Source organism: Enterococcus sp. GC34 (genome assembly GCF_040886645.1).
In the GTDB taxonomy this organism is placed as follows: Bacteria; Bacillota; Bacilli; order Lactobacillales; family Enterococcaceae; genus Enterococcus; species Enterococcus faecalis.
In genome coordinates, this window is record NZ_JBFOEF010000004.1 from 36,440 (window position 1) to 55,800 (window position 19,361).

Below are 19,361 nucleotides of genomic sequence, written 5' to 3' on the forward strand. Positions count from 1 at the left end.
AACAGAAACAGCGAATAAACAAGAGTTAGATAAACAAAAAGAACTCGAAAAATCTTACAATAAGGTAGAGAACAGTGTAGAAGACCAAGATAAATCTGAAAAAAGTGAAGACAATAATAAACTTTTTCAAGATACAACACCTTCGATAATTCCTGATTCTAAGAATTTATCAGGAGTGAATGAGAACTCTTCAATAGAATCTAAAGCAATATTACCGAAAGCTTTTGTATGGGCTGCAACAGCTACGACTAATCGTACGAGTATTCGTTTAGGAAATGTTGTCGATTATCGTTTGAAGTTTGAAAATATAACAACGACAGATACAACTTCAGATATTGTAGGACCAATTGTAATATCTACTGTATTGTCCGAAGGAATGTCAAAACCAACTTCTGTAATGATTAAAGTTGGTCCAGAGGAGCAAAATGTTTATTTAGGCGAAGGTCCTGGAAATGCTAACAGTGGGAATGAATATTTCGTTTGGACCCCAGGGACAAGAAGATTGACTGTTTTTATTAATCGTTTGCATGGAAGAAATTCAGGTCAATCTGGTTATATAAAAACTTTATACTTTCAATCTACTATTACTAATGGATTTCATGGAGAGCATAAATCAATTGTTTCAACTATTAACTTTAGAGGATTTGGCGAAGTAAGACGAGTAAATACTATGCAATATTTAGATCAATATGTTGGGAATTTGGCTTTAGCTGGCAAACTAAATATCTATAATGAGAATGGGCAACTAACTAATGAACAAATGACAGTAAATATTAATCCAATTCTCTACAAATCAACTAATAACCGTGTTGAAGGAGCAACAAAAAGATATCCAATCACTATGACCAACACAGAACCTGGAATCTATAGTTTCAACACAGGTAATATACAAGTTGGTACTAGTAATGGAGGTTCTTGGTTAGTATATGGTAACGATTTATCAATTAATTTCGCAACAAATACAACAAATAGAATTGAAAAAATTGTCTTGGCTCCGCCCAAAAGTACATTACCCGATAGTCGTATAGGAATTATGCAATCTCGCCCTTATGCAGGTAATACAGTTACAACAAGTAACTATGACATTTCTAATTATAATTTTTCTAAAAGTAGCAATACTAGATGGACAGTACCAAACTTGTTATCTAACAGTGGATTATCTTTAAATGCCATATACAGTGATCAATTAGTAGGAACAACGGGTCAATTTCGTACTGGGAACTATAATAAGGTAATTAATTACTATATTTATTACAAAAAAGTTTCCGAACACTTTGTTAATTCAACAGGTGCAAAAATTCCTCCACCAACAGGCTTTTTAGAGAATAAACAAACTGAAATAAACAATGAAAATTATACTTTTAAACAAAGCGGTACTTTGCCAGACATGTATAAAGGCACTAACGGAAAAACCTACAAGTTCCAAGGCTGGTACAAAGGCAAAACTAAACCAGCCACACTGAAAACCACTAAAACACCTAGGTATGCGGTGACGTATGATGATAATGATGATTTGAATGTGGTGTATGAGGAAACCAACTTTCCAGAATTGACGTATCAGTTTGGCTTTGTGAATGAAGCAGGACAATTAGTGAACCCTGCCGATATTGCTATTACGTATGATTATATAAACATTGCTTATAGAGGACGGGGCTCGCTAAACGATAGTGTTTCATTTGAAATGATTGAATCCAATCGAGCTGCAACAGTTGGCAACCTAATAAAAGTAGTATTTCCAGCCTCGTATGTAGCTCGTCCTGTTGAAACAGGTTGGAATGGAGAGGCATATAGTAGTTTCTCGATTAGACTTCCAAAGTATTATCAAACGCTAAACCTTTATGATAAAACGGGTAAAATCAATCCCAAATATCCACTACCAGGAATAACTATAGTTAATAATCCAGCGGCAAATATAGTTAAAACTGAAGCTCAAGTGATTTCCGATTTAACATTGACGCAGCGAGCAGATAAGAGCTTTACACCAACGGAAACATATGTGGATGTTAACCCTGGTGTTAAATATCCAAAAATTTTATATACCAGTATTCATAGTAATAATTTAGCTTCTGGACTTATGTCATACAGTACTGTAAATAATCCAATATACTATCACTTAACTAATCGCAAGGTCACCGAAAACTTCGTCGATGCCACAGGTGCTAAAATTACACCGCCAACAGGGTTCACGCAAGGTAAACAAACAGCGATTACCAGTAACCCATACACATTCAAACAAGCTGGTACTTTGCCTGACACCTATAAAGCTGGCACAAAAACCTACAAGTTCAAAGGCTGGTACAAAGGCAAAACCAAACCAGCGACTTTAAAAACAACGAAGACACCTAGTTACGCTGTGACTTACGATGACAATGACGACATGACAGCGGTCTATGAGGAAGTTGTACCTAAAACGTATAATTTACCAGCAAAAGATGTTTATTTTGGTTATGTTGATGAAGCAGGTAACTTATTAAATCCAGCAGATTTTACTGTAGAAGCTGAATTAGGTGAAAGCACCGCAACTGAGTCATCTGTACTAGGGAAAGTTCAAGGAACGAATCAAGTTACTAGTAAATTAAAAAAATTATCAATTCCTGGAAAGTCGTATGATTTCCCAGTTGCCGAGATTAAAACTTACGGTACGAGATATGTTAACCATACGATTCCAAAACGCTATAAGACTATATCAATCAGCCCAACAGCTACTTATACAGGCGATAAGACAAAGTACCCGATGGCTAAAGAGATACGTAAAAATATAGAAGCACCATATACGATTGTTTCTCAAACAGATGGGCTAGACTCCTATAAATTGACTACCAATGGAATTGTTTATGGGAATAAACGTATTTATTGGACTTGGGATACAAATAAAACATTCTATGCATCGGGTATTTATTCAGGGATTATAGGAAGAGATTATAACTTATCTTCTCCAGATAAAACGATTTATTATTATTTAGAAAATCGTCGTGTCACCGAAAACTTCGTTAATGCCGCAGGTGCTAAAATCACACCGCCAACAGGGTTCACCCAAGGCAAAAAAACCGTGATTAATAGTGATAACTTTACCTATACTCAAAAGGGCGCTCTACCTTATACCTATAAAATCAACAACAAGCCTTATGTCTTAAAAGGTTGGTATAAAGGGAAGAATAAACCAGCGAAACTGAATCAAATTTCCAAAGATAATCGTAATATTTCATATCCAGTCAGTTATGATGACCAAGATGATGTCACCGTGGTTTACGATGAATTAAAACTAGGCGGGAATACCGTTCAATTTGGTTTTGTCAATGAACAAGGAAAGTACGTCCCTCCAACAAGTAATTTTAATGTGAGTACAGATGTCGGTGTGCTTACGAATGCAAGCTATACGACGTTACAAACCGTCAATAGTATCACCAAAGGGAACTATTTAAGTTTGACAATTCCTGCGTATAATCCAACTGGTGGGCTAGGTCAAGGAGATATATATTACGGTACGCTGAATAGTATAGTAACCATTCCTAAATATTATAAAGCGCCGACCGTAACACCTTCAAGTAACTATCAAGGGACAGTATATCCAACGGTAACAGGAGTAATCGATTTTCATAATAATAGTACTACTAATGAATATTTACCAAGTCGGTTAAACGTAACTTCAGTAATTTCAGTAAACGGTTCTCAAACGAATTATCGACTTTCTCAATTAACATGGTCAGGCGAAGAGACTAGAACAAGTTTTACTAGTTTGTACAAGATGGCTTATAACAGTATGTCAGATACTACGATGAGTCTTGCTGAATATTATGCGACAGGAACGGTCAATTACTATTTAGAAAATCGTCGTGTCACCGAAAACTTCGTCGACGCCACGGGCACCAAAATCACAGCGCCAACAGGATTCACGCAAGGTAACCAGATTCCGATGACAAGCAACACCTTCAAGTATACAGCGGCGAAAGCCTTGCCAGCTAGTTATTCAGCTGGTGGCAAAACCTATACTTTCCAAGGTTGGTACAAAGGTAAAACTAAGCCAACCACGTTAAGCAAAGTAACAACACCAACCTTCAGTACAACCTTTGATGGCAATGACGATATGACGGCGGTGTATAAAGAGGAAGTACCAAAAGCGAGTGTTACTTTAACACGCACTACAGCTGAAACAGTGACTAGCGGCGGCAACGTCACATGGCGCGCTACGATTACCAATACAAGCCAAGCCCCGTTAACCACGGCCACCATCAAAAAATCAACGGCTTGGACAGCTGGCTTAGCAGCACCAACCGCCATGATCGTGACACCAGTTGGCGGCACGGCAAAAACCGTCCCAGTCACAGCGACTACTTGGACTAATGGCGTTAGCTTAGGGGTTAACATTCCAGTGGGTAAATCTGCCACGGTTCAGTTCACTACCAAAGCGACGGGCACAGCGGGGAAAGTCTTACGAGCAGGGATCACTACTAGTGGGAATTACAGTGGCGTTTCTGCTTCGGCAACTGTTCGTGTGAAAGACAATGATCAGGCGATTGTTACACCAACCGCCGAAGGTTTCATTAGTACACCAACCTTCGATTTCGGTCAAGTGGCTATCTCTGGAACCAAGCAACAATACGGATTGAAGAAAGCCGCCGCGTACTATGGCAACGGTACACGTAATCCGTATCTGCGGATTAAGAAAACCCAACCAAATTGGAGCTTAACGGCACAACTGTCGCAACCAAAATCAGCTACAGACAGCTTGCCAACAGCGACCCGCCTATTACTAGGTGCAGCTCCTGTTTCAAGTTTCTCCAATTACAATCAACCAACGGAGTTGAAAAATACGATTGGTACCACCAAGGTTATTAACTTAACGGCAAATAACACGGCTACGAACATCGTTGCCAACCAACAATTTACTGGCAGTGATGTCTATCAGCTAGATTTCGTATTTGATAATATCAAACTAGAAGTGCCAGCTAGTCAAGGCATGACTAGACAGCAATACCAAGCCACAGTCACATGGAATTTAGTGACTGGACCGTAAAAATAAAAAATGCTCGAGCTTCAGAAAAATAGGAGGCTCGGGTATTTTTTATTGATAATTTTATACGGCCGCTGTTTCATAATAAAAATGAAAAAGAGCGCGAGGCGTTAAAATACCTCTTTAGTGGTGGACGTTTAAGAACGATGATAAAAATTAGTCTTTTTGAAATGACTGTCTAACTAGCTAAAGTTAAACTAGAATCATTTCTTTTTGTCTTCTTTACCCGCTTTTTAATAGTAAAAATATTACAAGCAAAGCTCAAAATATTAGTGTTTATAACTAACATTTTGAGCTTTTCGTTGTAAATATTAAGGAGATTCGCCAGAAATCAAGAAAAAAATGATGATTTTTCCTGAAATTCAGGTGTTTCTTCGAAAAAAATGGCTCTTGCCGCCTTGCTATAACAGGAATCTTTGGAAAAAACGAGTAACCGTGTCAAAATTTAAAATTTCAGGGAGTGACTTTTTTGATAGAATAATATGGAAAATAAAAAAATATACATAAACTAATATAAAAATACATACTAAAAGGAGAATAGCATGAATCAAAAAGTAAAAAAGATATTCGCAGCCGCTTTGTGTTGTTCCTTATTAACAAGTTCACTTAATGGCATTTCAGTAGTCGCTGAAACCATGCCGAAGTCAGAGAAACAGGTGGAGAACCAACCAACAGCAGTCCCTTCAGAAGGGGTGGGAGAGCAAAAGGCACCTTCTTATGTAGAGGCCGATACGGAAGCAGGCGTACCACCAACTGATGAGGTGCCATCAGAACAGACTGAACAAGTAGTCGGGCAAGTTGAAGAACCAGTAAATAGACCAATGATAGCCAACGAATCAGAATCACTCCGTGTGCAGCGAGCAGTGAAAGCAGTTGATATTCCAGAAAAAACATATACGATGTCGTTTTTAGATGAGAGTGGTCGTTTCATTGATCCTGCGAAAGTCTCGATTACTGGGGATATTATGAAGTACACTATGCAAGGTACTTTGACGAAAGTCGGGGCCTTAGTCACTAATAACGTGGAAACCACGAAGCAAATGACGGTGCCGAAAGTAACTTTGTCTAGTGATACAGCCACAAGCAGTTATGAGGTATCTGGCATCCAAAATGAAAAGATTACTTTACCACGGTTTTATGATGTCCCGAAAGTTACACCGAGTGCGAATTACACTGGACAAGTCTACCCGATGCCAGTGACGAAACAGTTGGATCTTACAACAGGGGCAGCCTACAAGGAGGAAACAACAGGTGTTAGGGTGAATATGTTTGAATCAGGTATACCTAATCAGTTTATCTTTTCTCATACTTATTGGATCAATGATCCTGCGAAAAATCAGTTTACGCCAGGCTTTAATATGGCTGTTGCGGGTGATACCTTTGCTTACATGACTACGGATGATCACATTTACTATTATGTACCTAATAAACGGGTTAACATTTATTACAATGACATGAACCTGAATAGCTTACCAGCGTATCCGACAGGGTACAATCCAACACTTTCGAAAACGGTGATTGATTCAGAAAATTTTCACTACAAAGCACCAAAAGCGTTTCCGGAGTTCTATAGTTCTGGTAACCGTTATTTCCAGTTTAAGGGATGGTATAAAGGGGCATCAAGACCAGCGGACCCGAAAGCAGTCAAGTTAGAAACCTCGTTGACACCAGAATTTGATGTGACCTATGATGGGGCTGACAAGCTCTATGTTTTCTACGATGAAGTGCAAGAAATGACCGCCACTTTTCCCGAAGTGAAGTATAATTTTGGGTTGGTGACCGAACAAGGGACCCTTATTTCACCAACAAATGTTGAGATTCAAACGAATCTAACGACTGTCATGAGCGATACGGCACAGAATGTGGGAACTGCTACAGGTGCCAATGTAGGCAATTTAAAGCAGTTAACTGTTCCTAGTCAAAAGTTAACTTATGTACCTAAAATTAAACCAGCTTTTGCTGGAGCCACTAATTTTCGTTTAACCGTACCCAAGCATTATAAAATTCCTACAGTCACGCCAGGTCCATTCTACACTGGCTCAACGACAGCTTATCCCATGGCACCAACGGCGTTAAGATATGTTAGTGGGAGTGCTGATGAACGGATAGAAACCGAGGGTTCTCGTTATCGTTTGTATCCGACAACGACTCCTCATAGCTATCGTATGTTTGAAGGTTATTGGACAAATGATATTACTAAAACGGAATTTGGTGAGGCTTTAAGTATGGCAACGACGGATGCTTATCCCGTTTATTATACGACAGATAATACAATGTATTATTACTTAGAAAATCGTCGTATTACTGAACGTTATGTGGACGACAGTGGCACAGAAATCACGCCACCAACTGGCTTTACGCAAGGGAATCAGCTGGTAATGGATAGTGAAAGCTATACCTACACCACTGCAAAAGCCTTGCCGAGAACCTACCAAGTTGGCACTAAAACGTATGTTTTCCAGGGCTGGTTTAAAGGCAAAAACAAACCAGCAACATTAAAGACGACAACGACACCAAGCTTTACACCAACATTTGATGATGAGGACGACATGACCGCTGTGTATCAAGAAGCGGTTCCTACAGCAGAGTTAACGCTAAAAGGGTCCGTTGATATAGTCGACAATGGTGCGACAATGGATCACTGGGAAGTGATGTTAAAAAATACGGGGGAAGCACCGTTGACGACCATTAAAATTAAACCAACGGCGGCATGGGCCGCTGGCATCAGTACGCCCAATACGATTTTTGTATTAGGCACAGGGCAGAATGCTAAAGCCTATCCAGTTACGCAAGAGCAATGGGAAACAGGTTTCTCTCTTCCCTTAAATACACCATTACCAGCAGGCGGACAGTTACAAATGAATTTATTAGGAACGACTGTTACAGGAAACCCTGGTCAAGTTTTAACCGCTGAAGTTGAAGTGACGGGCAACTTTGGCAGCTTAACCGCCAAAGATACGGTCCGTATTAAAGATTTAGACCAAGAAGTAACTAGTCCTGACGGAGATGGCTTCATTAGTACGCCAACATTTGACTTTGGCAAACTAGCAATTTCAGGAAGTAAGCAACAATATGGCTTGAAGAAAGCCGCAAGTTATTACGGTAATGGCACACGCAACCCCTATTTACGACTGAATACCAGCCAAGACAATTGGAGTTTAACAGCGCAACTGTCGCAACCAAAATCAGCCACAGACAGCCTGCCGACAACGACCCGCTTGTTGCTAGGAACGGCCACTGCTGCCAACTTTACCGATTACAACCAATCAACAGAAACCAGTACACCGCTCGGCAAGACCAGCACCATGACTTTAACCGCCGACAATACTGCAACATCTGTTGTTGCAAACCAACAATTCACAGGTAGTGACGTCTACCAGTTGGACTTCACGTTTGCTAACATCAAACTAGAAGTGCCAGCCAATCAAGGCATGGCTGGCCAACAATACCAAGCCGCAGTTACTTGGAATTTAGTGACTGGCCCATAAAATAAAAAATGCCTGAGCCTCTTATTTTTCTAAGGGTCGGGCATTTTTTTTGATGGTCTTTTGATGGTCGTTGTGCTATAATGGTAATGAAAAGAGAGATATGCTGTAACATACCTCTCTAGTGTAGAGCCGTTTAAGACGGTGACCCGTTATTATTTTATAAAAAATAACCGTACTTGGTCAAAGTTGACGGTTATTTTTTCTTGTCATTTTTAAGTAATTTCACAATCAGCGCAATCAAAGCAATGGTAAACATACCAAACCCTAGGATCGTCTGAATTGTTTCATATGCTGACAAAAGGCCTCTCCTTTCTCTAAATTTCGGAAATACGTGCATACGCATCACCTCTCTTTCAGATTGGATAGCCACCGCCATAACTTCTCTACACATAGATTATACCATGCGAAACTAAAAAATAATTAGTTTCCAATATATTTTTTAGGCAATTGTACTATAATGGTAATGAAAAGAGAGCTATGCGCTAACATACCTCTCTAGTGTAGAGCCGTTACTAACGGTGACAAAAATTAATATTTTTGAAATGACCGTCTAACTAGGCAAAGATAAGCAGCGCCCCTTTTATTAAGGGGCGCTGCTTTTTAGTCGTTATTGCGATTGTTCAGTGTCTTTCGTAGAGAGGTTCATTTGTTTTTTGATGGCATTTTCGACACGTTGGCGTTCACTCTCTTCCACAAGTTGATAAGAAATACCTTCAATCCCTGTCACGCCATCGCCAGTGTAATCGTAGCCTTTCAATTGATCGGTTTCGATTGTTTTTAGTGCGGGGGTGTATTTTTTTAGCATTGCCATCATTTGGTCAAAGGACAAGTCGGTTTCGCCATGCTCGCCGATTACGTCCAGAATTTCTTGATATTTTAGCAAGCTGTTAAAAGAAAGTAGCTTGTTGGTTAATTCGATTAAAACTTCTCGTTGGCGGCGTTGACGACCATAGTCGCCTTCAGGATCTTCATAACGCATGCGCGCGTATTGTAAAGCTTCCCAGCCACCTAAATGTTGTTTGCCTTTCGGATAATGAATCCCTTCAGCGTCAAAAGCAAAGGCATTGTCAACAGTGACGCCACCCACCGCATCGCCAAGGTCCTTCATAGCATCCATATCAATTGAAAAGTAATGATTGATTGGGATGTGCAAGACATTTTCAACCGTTTTGATTTGCATATCGGCACCACCGAAAACGTGGGCCGCATTGATTTTATTGTATTCGCCATTGGTGCCAGCCATTTCCACATAGTAGTCACGCGGGATGCTGGTGATGGTAGTTTTTTGTAATTGATTATTCACTGTAACCACCATTAAGGCATTGGAGCGGTAATCGGTTTTGCGTTTTGAGTCATTCGCAATCCCCATAATTAAGAAACTAACCGGTTCACCTTTGGCTAAATCGGGACTCTTCGTGGAAGATTTTCTTGGTTTATACATGGTATTCGCTGTTTTTTGCAAATTGCGATACATGCTGACGCCGTAAGCTGAAACAGAAAGTGTGCCTAAAAATAAAAGGGTTAAACTGAAGACCACGAATAAACTTTTTCTTTTACGAGAATGGCGGCGCCGGCGTTGTGTCGGTACTTCTGCTTCCTCTGGTTCAGGTGCCGGCAAATAACGTTGAACAATTTGAAATGAAAAGTTGATCCAACTATAACTTAGGAGCATCCCAGCGATGACATCACTAGGATAATGAACGCGTAAGATTAAGCGACCTAACACAATCAAAACTAAATAAGTGAGTAAGAAAATTTTGATGCCTTTGGTTTTTTCGACATGAAGATAGGCCAAAACGATCAAAATCGTACAGACCAGCGCCATTGCTAATAATGAATGTCCGCTGGGAAAGCTAGCAGAGCTTCGATCAGCTAAAGCACCTAGGTTTGGTCGAGCCCGACCCACCACATGTTTAAACACGCTCCCTAAAAAGCCGACAGCTAATAGGTTACTGACAGCCCAAAAGGCTAGAATTTTTTCTTTTTTGCGTAAAAGGTAAACCATCAATAATAAGAAGAATAGCAGCATTGGTCCAATCGTGGCTGTTTTTGCTAACAGATTGACCGCTGTTAAAAGTGGGGCATTTAATTGCCATTTGATGTGATAAATAGCTTCGTCCATTTGTTGAAACCAATTTGGACTAGCCGCCACTAACAAAGTGAGGAAAGTAAAACAAAGCGTTGTTAGGGCATAAAGTGGAAATTTTTTATTCGATGTTTGCATGAGAATCCCTTTCTTTTTCCCTTGAAAGAGTAGACTAAGCCAGCATCGATCGTAAATAAGCGCTTGCGACTAAACAGGACACAGCAAGCCAATCGGTTCTCATCGTCTGAGCTTTAGCACTATCCAACGTAAAGATTTCTCTTAGCTATTTTTAGAAGAGCCTTAATTCGACCATTCCTGTTTTACACATTGGTGTCTTTCGACATTTCTGCGCAATAGCCTATGTTTGGATAGGAGCCTCACCTAACAAGGTTATTTTATCTAACGCTAGAAGTATAGAATTTATGCAGCGGTTCTCACAATGAAGTTTAAGAAAATTTATTGTTTTTTAAATAAATTTAAAGGTGTGGGAGAAAAGCGTTATTTTGGGAAATCGATTTTAAAAACGGAAAAACGTTTTACAGCATCTGCTTTTAACGATATAATAAAAGAATAGATGAAAAAACGAGGAGGTGAACAGCATGCTAGTTAATTTTACAGTCAAAAATCTTCTATCTTTTAAAGAGGAACAAACACTTTCCCTACAAACAGGTGCGTATTTACGAAAGTATGTCAATAATCGTTTCGAAGTGAAACCTAAAAATTACCCAGAAAAACTAAGGTTACTGAAGAGTGCCATTGTTTTTGGGGGAAATGGTTCAGGAAAATCAAATTTAGTGAGTGGGTTAAATGCGTTAAAAACTTTGGTTTTAAGAGAACAAGCTTCGATTAATGATGCTTTATTATATGAGCCTTTTGCGTTAGACCCTCTCACTAAACAAAGTCCATCTGTTATGACCATTGAATTTATTAATGACAGTGTCTTGTATCGCTATTCGTTAGCTAACACAGCGCGCGAAGTAGTTAAGGAATCTTTAGAAATTTATGACAAAACGCAGGATGATTTTGTTTATTATTTTAAAAGAGACGGTGCGGAATCTTCCGTTTTTCCAGAAAAATATCAAGAATACCAAACACAAATTAAGTCTAATTCGTTAGTTATCCATACGTTGGAATCAAAAAATGATCAGCACGCTACGAATGTCGTTCGTTGGTTTGCCAATCAGTTAGTTATTTTTGATGGATCTTTACGGAATATTGAACGGTTGAACAATGAAAAAGACAAAGAGAAAGTCTTGAACTTTTTGAAACTTGCGGATATGAACATGGTTGACCTAGTTCCTGTGAAAGACAAAGAGGAAGATTACTCGAAACAAGAAAAATTAGCCGCTGTTTTAGAACGAATTATCCAAGAAAAAGACCCGACCATTGAAATTGGTCGAGTCAAGAAAAGTCTGTATTCGCTGTACTCTGTTTATAACCAATATGATGAAATGAATCAAGTGGTCGGACAAGAACGTATTCATTATGATTTGGAATCTTCTGGGACGAAAAAATTAATTGGCTTAGCACTAAATATTTTATTTAATCCAGAAGAAAAAGTTTTTGTTTTTGATGAATTTGATGATGCGTTTCATCAAGAGTTGTCAGGAACATTGTTAGAAGCGTTCAATGCCATGGAGACGAATACACAATTTATCTTGACCTCCCATGAACTTCATTTGATGGATAATCAATTGAGAAAGGATCAAATTTACTTCACAGATAAGAATTATCGTGGTGCCAGCGAATTATACGCTTTGTATGACTTTGAAGCAGACCCAAAAAAAGGTCGCGGAGATATCACATATTATCGCCGTTATTTAAATGGTCTGTTTGGTGGTGTTCCTCATATTGATCGAAGTGAAATCGTTCAGGCAGTGAAGGTAAAGGAGTAGAAGTTGGTATGCCAAAAATAAAAAGGGTAAAAAAAGGAAAGAAATTAAAACCAAATGTCATGATTTTTTGCGAAGGAGAAACAGAAGAAGCTTACCTTAGATTGATTAAACGAAAATATTCTGCAGTCAATATTAAAAGTAAACTCAAAGTAAAAACATGTAGACGTCAAGGAGAGGCGTTGGTCGAATACGCCGTTTCCTGTATTCGGAGTATGGGAAAAGCGGAGCGAGACAATTATGATTTGTTTTATGTTATGTATGACAAGGACGAACAAACCACAGAATCGATTGAAAACGCGGTAAGATGTGCACAACGACATCGTCCTGAAATCAAGACAATTTTTTCAAATGAATGCTTTGAACTCTGGTTATTACTTCACTTTGAGGAAGTCAATCGATACATGACTAGAGAAAATTTATATGGGAGATTAGAGAAAGTTCTGCATTTAAAAGACAGTTATCGAAATTTTAAAGGCGCAGAAGTATGTAAGTATCTTGAAGAAAAAGTAGCTATTGCTTTTCAGAATACGAATAAAAACTGGTTTTCTCCTTTAGAAGAAATGAAAATCAATGAAAATCCCTATACGAATTTCCCCAAAGAATTGTGCGAAATGTTAGCACAAAAAGAAGTTGATTTTTAAAGAGCAAGAAAGCATCTGTTTAAATTTAGGCAGGTGCTTTCTTGCTCTTTTTCTAAACTTCCCCACTTATCCTCGACGCCATTCACCAATCTGGTCCAAACTAATTTCCCCAGAAGACAACGTTTTGGCCGTGCCATCAGGCAACTGGACAATCAATTCTCCATTTCCATTAATGGTTGTCGCAACGCCGCGGAAGTCTTGCCCGTCTTGGGTAAAAGCGACGTCTTTGCCAATCACAAAGGAGCGTTGTCGGTATTCTTCTAAAAAGTCTTTCGTTGAACGTTCGTCTAAAATTTGATAAAAATGATTCCAAACGTTGGCGACTAATTCATTTCGCGTCGCCGTCGGTTCACCATCTGGGAAAAGGGAAGTCACTTTCTGCCGAATGTCCTCAGGAAATTCGGTTTCTGTAATTGAAAAATTAATCCCCATGCCGATGATGACATTGGAAATCTGCCCTGTTTCCACATTGCTCATTGCTTCCGACAAAATCCCGCAAACTTTTTTGCCGTTTAAATAAAGATCATTGACCCATTTAATTTCTGTGTGAACGCCTGCCAGAGCATCCATTGCTCGAGCGACCGCTACGGCCATAATCACAGTATATTGGGCGATTTCTTCAAAATTTTGGTTCGGTTGAAGCACCATGCTCATGTAAATCCCTTTACCTGGCGTAGCGAAAAATGGTCGGCCGAATCTGCCCCGCGGCATTTCTTGCATGTCAGCAACAATCAATGTATTGTCTGGCGTCTGGTCTAAAATCGCCCGCTTAGCATCGGTCATGGTAGATTCAGATGTTTCTAAGACGGTAATTGTTAAAGGTGGCGTTTGTGGCCATAATGCCAACTGAATGCCTTCTGCAGAAAGGACATCTGATTTTTCAAGGCGATACCCCTTGTTTTGCACGCTAGTAATTTGATAGCCATCTTTTTTCAATTCATTAATCGCTTTCCAAATAGCTGTGCGAGATAAGGATAGACGTTGTGCCATTTCTTCGCCAGAAAGGAATGCGGGCGTTTGTTTCATCAATAAAGTTAGGACTTGGCTTTTTGTCGACATATTTTTTCCTCCGATTCGTTATGCTTATTGTAGCGGAAAGGAAAAGGCTTGGTCAACTAGTGAAAAAATCCATCTTAGGATGGAGGAAAATGAAGCAGGCGTTTGCTATACTTGTTTTATTGAGAAGGAGTGAGGGGAATGGAAAAGCAACAATATGTTTGTGAGAAATGTGGCAACATGCACTATGTGTCGGACCAATTTCAAGCAACAGGTGGGAACTTTGCGAAAATTTTTGATGTTCAAAATAAAAAATTTATTACAATTAGCTGTACCCAATGCGGCTACACCGAACTTTACCGCAGCCAAACAAGCGGCGGCATGAATGTCCTAGACTTTTTATTAGGTGGCGGTTAGTCAAAAACGAATGCATCTTTGCATTCGTTTTTTTTGTGTGAATAGAAGATAGGGGAAAATGCGTAATTATTTATTACGCATTATATAGTAAACTCAGTCACATTAAGTGTGATTTAAAATTCTTTCCATCATTACAAAGGCATAGTATAATGAAGCGAAGGGAGTGATTTCATGCTAACAACTAAATCAAGAAGACAAGGAAACTCGGTAGTTTTAACTTTACCCACTGATAATGGTAAAAAACCAAAAGTCGACCAAGAATATATTGTGATGTATGCTGACGACGGTACAATTACATTAGTCCCTAAAATTCAGGATCCATTTAGTGAAGGTCCAGAAGGTGAGTATTATGAAAAAGATGAGTGGCATGATCTTGCACCTGAGGGGAGAGAACTTTTTTAATGAATGTTGAAAAGAAGTACATTCCCAAAAAAGGAGATATTGTATGGATTGATTTTGATCCTGCTGCAGGTAAAGAAATTCAGAAGAGACGCCCTGGTTTAGTCGTGTCAAGATATGAATTTAATCGGAAAACCATGTTTGCTGTGATTTGCCCGATTACTTCCACCATTAAAAATATTCCCACTCGATATACGTTGCCTGATGACATAGAAACCCATGGACAAGTAGTGATCTCACAACTGAAATCTTTGGACTTCACTGAAAGAAAATTAAGTCAAATTGAGCATTTGCCATTAAAAGATATGGCGAAAATTGACCAAATAATTGAATATATTTTCTAGTTGTTGAAAAAATGCGTAATTATTTATTACGCATTTTTTCATTTAAACCCTTTACAAAAAAACTCCTTTTTATGAAAAAGAAAACCTTAAAGAAACCCTTGACTTTTCTAGACAAAGGTAGTAGAATCTATAGAGCAAAAACTATCTGAAAGTGACGAAGCAGGAGCGAAATATTGTCCGTTCCGGTTTTTTATAGGAAAACAAAAGTAGAAACGCCAGAAAATTTTTCGGAAGCATGTTCTATTTTTGGTTTTTTTTTGCTTAAAAACTGCAAAAAATGCTTTTTATTACATATATTTAATATATGTAACGTAAATGTAATTTTTCGGATCGGTGTTTTGATAGACTTATAACTAGAGGGGTGAAGAGCTTGGCTGGACACGTAGTAAAATACGGAAAGCATCGCGAACGTAGAAGTTTCGCACGTATCAGTGAAGTATTGGAATTACCAAATTTAATTGAAATCCAAACAGACTCTTATCAATGGTTTTTAGATGAGGGACTTCGTGAAATGTTTGAAGACATTTTACCAATTGATGATTTCCAAGGAAACTTATCCTTAGAATTTGTTGACTATGAATTAAAAGAACCAAAGTACACAGTAGAAGAAGCCCGCGCACATGATGCCAACTATTCTGCGCCATTACATGTAACATTACGTTTAACCAACCGTGAAACAGGTGAAATTAAATCCCAAGAAGTCTTCTTCGGCGATTTCCCATTAATGACAGAAATGGGTACCTTCATCATCAACGGGGCAGAACGTGTTATCGTTTCCCAATTAGTTCGTTCTCCAGGTGTTTATTTCCATGGAAAAGTGGACAAAAACGGCAAAGAAGGTTTTGGCTCAACAGTCATTCCTAACCGTGGTGCATGGTTAGAAATGGAAACAGATGCGAAAGACATTTCTTATGTTCGGATTGACCGCACACGTAAAATTCCTTTAACTGTGTTAGTTCGTGCTTTAGGTTTCGGTTCAGATGATACCATCTTCGAAATTTTCGGCGACAGCGAAAGCTTACGCAACACAATTGAAAAAGATTTACACAAAAACGCAAGTGATTCTCGTACAGAAGAAGGCTTGAAAGACATTTATGAACGTCTTCGCCCAGGCGAACCAAAAACAGCAGATAGCTCACGTAGCTTGTTAACTGCACGTTTCTTTGATCCAAAACGTTATGATTTGGCAAACGTTGGTCGCTACAAAGTTAACAAAAAATTAGACTTAAAAACACGTCTATTAAACTTAACCTTAGCTGAAACGCTAGTTGATCCAGAAACTGGTGAAATCATTGTCGAAAAAGGCACGGTTTTAACACACCAAATCATGGAAACATTAGGCGAATACATTGACAACGGCTTAAACAGTGTAACTTACTATCCAAGTGAAGATGCGGTAGTAACTGAACCAATGACGATTCAAGTGATTCAAGTTCTTTCACCAAAAGATCCTGAACGTATCGTAAATGTGATTGGTAACGGCTATCCAGACGACAGCGTCAAAACAGTTCGTCCAGCAGATATCGTTGCTTCAATGAGCTACTTCTTCAACTTAATGGAAGATATCGGCAATGTCGATGACATCGACCACTTAGGTAATCGTCGTATCCGTTCAGTAGGCGAATTATTACAAAACCAATTCCGTATTGGTTTAGCCCGTATGGAACGTGTGGTTCGTGAAAGAATGTCTATTCAAGACACAGAAACATTGACACCACAACAATTAATTAACATCCGTCCAGTGGTAGCAAGTATCAAAGAATTCTTTGGTTCTTCACAGTTATCACAGTTCATGGACCAAACAAACCCATTAGGTGAGTTAACCCATAAACGTCGTCTATCAGCCTTAGGGCCTGGTGGTTTGACTCGTGACCGTGCCGGTTATGAAGTTCGTGACGTTCACTACTCTCACTATGGTCGTATGTGTCCAATTGAAACGCCTGAGGGACCGAATATCGGGTTGATCAATAGTTTATCTAGTTACGCAAAAGTGAATAAATTTGGTTTCATCGAAACGCCTTATCGCCGTGTTGATCGTGCGACAGGCCGTGTTACTGATCAAGTAGATTACTTAACCGCAGACATCGAAGACCATTATATCGTAGCGCAAGCGAACTCAGTTTTAAATGAAGATGGCACATTTGCCAATGATGTTGTTATGGCGCGTCTACAAAGTGAAAACTTAGAAGTTGCCGTAGACAAAGTTGACTACATGGACGTTTCACCAAAACAAGTAGTCGCAGTCGCAACAGCATGTATTCCTTTCTTAGAAAACGATGACTCCAACCGTGCCTTGATGGGTGCCAACATGCAGCGTCAAGCGGTGCCGTTAATTCAACCACGCTCTCCGTGGGTAGGTACAGGTATGGAATATAAATCAGCCCATGACTCAGGTGCTGCTTTACTATGTAAACATGACGGTGTCGTAGAATTCGTCGATGCAAAAGAAATTCGCGTTCGTCGCGACAATGGCGCATTAGACAAATATATGGTTACTAAATTCCGTCGTTCTAACTCAGGAACAAGCTACAACCAACGCCCAATTGTTCACTTAGGTGAAAAAGTTGAAAAAGGCGATACTTTAGCGGATGGACCTTCTATGGAAGAAGGCGAAATGGCTTTAGGGCAAAACGTCTTAGTTGCCTTCATGACATGGGAAGGTTACAACTACGAGGATGCCATTATCATGAGCCGTCGTTTAGTTAAAGACGATGTCTACACTTCTGTGCATATTGAAGAATATGAATCAGAAGCACGTGATACAAAATTAGGACCTGAAGAAATTACCCGTGAAATTCCAAACGTTGGGGAAGACGCGTTGAAAGACTTAGACGAAATGGGGATTATCCGCATTGGTGCTGAAGTTCAAGATGGCGACTTACTAGTTGGGAAAGTCACACCTAAAGGGGTTACAGAATTATCTGCAGAAGAACGTTTATTACACGCAATCTTCGGGGAAAAAGCCCGCGAAGTTCGTGATACGTCTCTCCGTGTACCTCACGGTGGCGGCGGTATCGTTCATGATGTGAAAATCTTTACTCGTGAAGCTGGCGATGAATTATCACCAGGTGTCAACATGTTAGTTCGTGTCTATATCGTTCAAAAACGTAAAATTCACGAAGGAGATAAAATGGCGGGACGTCACGGAAATAAAGGGGTTGTTTCCCGTATTATGCCGGAAGAAGATATGCCATTCTTACCTGACGGAACACCTGTTGATATCATGTTGAACCCATTAGGGGTACCTTCTCGTATGAATATCGGACAAGTACTTGAATTACACTTAGGTATGGCTGCTCGCCAATTAGGTATTCACGTCGCAACACCTGTTTTCGATGGGGCAACCGATGAAGACGTTTGGGAAACTGTTCGTGAAGCTGGTATGGCTAGCGATGCTAAAACAGTTCTTTACGATGGACGTACAGGTGAACCATTTGATAACCGTATTTCCGTTGGTGTCATGTATATGATTAAATTAGCCCACATGGTTGATGACAAATTGCATGCTCGTTCAATCGGACCTTACTCTCTTGTTACGCAACAACCGTTGGGTGGTAAAGCTCAATTCGGTGGACAACGTTTCGGGGAAATGGAAGTTTGGGCACTGGAAGCTTACGGTGCTGCTTACACATTACAAGAAATCTTAACTTACAAATCTGATGACGTTGTCGGACGTGTGAAAACATACGAAGCCATCGTTAAAGGTGAACCAATTCCAAAACCAGGTGTGCCTGAATCATTCCGAGTATTAGTGAAAGAATTACAATCACTTGGTTTAGACATGCGTGTCTTGGACATTGAGGAAGCTGAGATTGAGTTACGCGATATGGACGATGACGATGATGATTTAATCACCGTTGACGCACTAACCAAATTTGCGGAACAACAATCAGCGAAACAGCTGGAAAAAGAAGCAGAATCAGTCGTGAAAGAAGAAGCACAAGACGTTGTTCAAGAAATTGAAACAGCCGAAGACAGAGACTAATTTGTCGCTACCACTCTGATGAGTTGATTCAACTGCGACTTTGTTGCAACTGCGCAAGCCATTACTTGTTCCAAGTGTCGTCAGACCTTCTTTCAAGTG

At 39.5% G+C, this 19,361-nt stretch carries 11 protein-coding genes and 1 riboswitch; of the genes, 8 read left to right on the plus strand and 3 right to left on the minus strand.

Annotated elements, in window-relative coordinates; all coding sequences use genetic code 11:
• The first annotated feature begins 1,519 nt into the window (after nt 1-1,519).
• Together AB3I72_RS05110 and AB3I72_RS05115 are read left to right on the plus strand one after the other, a co-directional pair.
• Complete coding sequence (locus AB3I72_RS05110; RefSeq protein ID WP_368023703.1) at nt 1,520-5,014, plus strand: WxL domain-containing protein; 3,495 nt, start codon at nt 1,520-1,522, stop codon at nt 5,012-5,014.
• 539 nt (nt 5,015-5,553) lie between these two features.
• Nucleotides 5,554-8,499, plus strand: a complete 2,946-nt coding sequence (locus AB3I72_RS05115; RefSeq protein WP_368023649.1) for a WxL domain-containing protein — start codon at nt 5,554-5,556, stop codon at nt 8,497-8,499.
• Nucleotides 8,500-8,692: 193 nt separating this feature from the next.
• On the opposite strand, the gene pepG1 is transcribed toward AB3I72_RS05115, so the two are convergent.
• Both pepG1 and AB3I72_RS05125 read right to left on the minus strand, forming a co-directional pair.
• Nucleotides 8,693-8,836, minus strand: a complete 144-nt coding sequence (gene pepG1 / locus AB3I72_RS05120; RefSeq protein WP_002389461.1) for a type I toxin-antitoxin system toxin PepG1 — start codon at nt 8,834-8,836, stop codon at nt 8,693-8,695.
• 270 nt (nt 8,837-9,106) lie between these two features.
• Nucleotides 9,107-10,723, minus strand: a complete 1,617-nt coding sequence (locus tag AB3I72_RS05125) for a phosphatase PAP2/LCP family protein (RefSeq protein WP_368023650.1) — start codon at nt 10,721-10,723, stop codon at nt 9,107-9,109.
• A gap of 91 nt (nt 10,724-10,814) precedes the next feature.
• Nucleotides 10,815-10,981: riboswitch (M-box (ykoK) riboswitch) on the minus strand.
• A 203-nt stretch (nt 10,982-11,184) separates the two neighbouring features.
• Between AB3I72_RS05125 and AB3I72_RS05130 the strand changes: the two genes are divergently transcribed.
• Nucleotides 11,185-12,480 carry an ATP/GTP-binding protein gene (locus AB3I72_RS05130; protein WP_002410675.1) on the plus strand — a complete coding sequence of 432 codons (1,296 nt, stop codon included), beginning with the start codon at nt 11,185-11,187 and terminating at the stop codon, nt 12,478-12,480.
• An 8-nt stretch (nt 12,481-12,488) separates the two neighbouring features.
• Nucleotides 12,489-13,121, plus strand: a complete 633-nt coding sequence (locus tag AB3I72_RS05135) for an RloB family protein (protein WP_368023652.1) — start codon at nt 12,489-12,491, stop codon at nt 13,119-13,121.
• A 66-nt stretch (nt 13,122-13,187) separates the two neighbouring features.
• Here the strand turns inward: AB3I72_RS05135 and AB3I72_RS05140 are convergent, their stop codons facing one another.
• Nucleotides 13,188-14,180, minus strand: a complete 993-nt coding sequence (locus AB3I72_RS05140; RefSeq protein ID WP_368023653.1) for a biotin--[acetyl-CoA-carboxylase] ligase — start codon at nt 14,178-14,180, stop codon at nt 13,188-13,190.
• A gap of 138 nt (nt 14,181-14,318) precedes the next feature.
• Between AB3I72_RS05140 and AB3I72_RS05145 the strand changes: the two genes are divergently transcribed.
• From AB3I72_RS05145 to rpoB, 4 genes are all read left to right on the plus strand, one after another.
• On the plus strand, nt 14,319-14,534 hold the full coding sequence (locus AB3I72_RS05145; protein WP_002354768.1) for a zinc ribbon domain-containing protein: 216 nt from the start codon (nt 14,319-14,321) through the stop codon (nt 14,532-14,534).
• Nucleotides 14,535-14,705: 171 nt separating this feature from the next.
• Complete coding sequence (locus tag AB3I72_RS05150; RefSeq protein WP_368023654.1) at nt 14,706-14,936, plus strand: AbrB family transcriptional regulator; 231 nt, start codon at nt 14,706-14,708, stop codon at nt 14,934-14,936.
• Complete coding sequence (locus tag AB3I72_RS05155; protein WP_002360937.1) at nt 14,936-15,277, plus strand: type II toxin-antitoxin system PemK/MazF family toxin; 342 nt, start codon at nt 14,936-14,938, stop codon at nt 15,275-15,277. Before AB3I72_RS05150 ends, AB3I72_RS05155 begins: the two co-directional genes overlap by 1 nt.
• A 370-nt stretch (nt 15,278-15,647) precedes the next feature.
• Nucleotides 15,648-19,262 carry a DNA-directed RNA polymerase subunit beta gene (gene rpoB / locus AB3I72_RS05160; RefSeq protein ID WP_010712913.1) on the plus strand — a complete coding sequence of 1,205 codons (3,615 nt, stop codon included), beginning with the start codon at nt 15,648-15,650 and terminating at the stop codon, nt 19,260-19,262.
• The last annotated feature ends 99 nt before the right edge of the window (nt 19,263-19,361 follow it).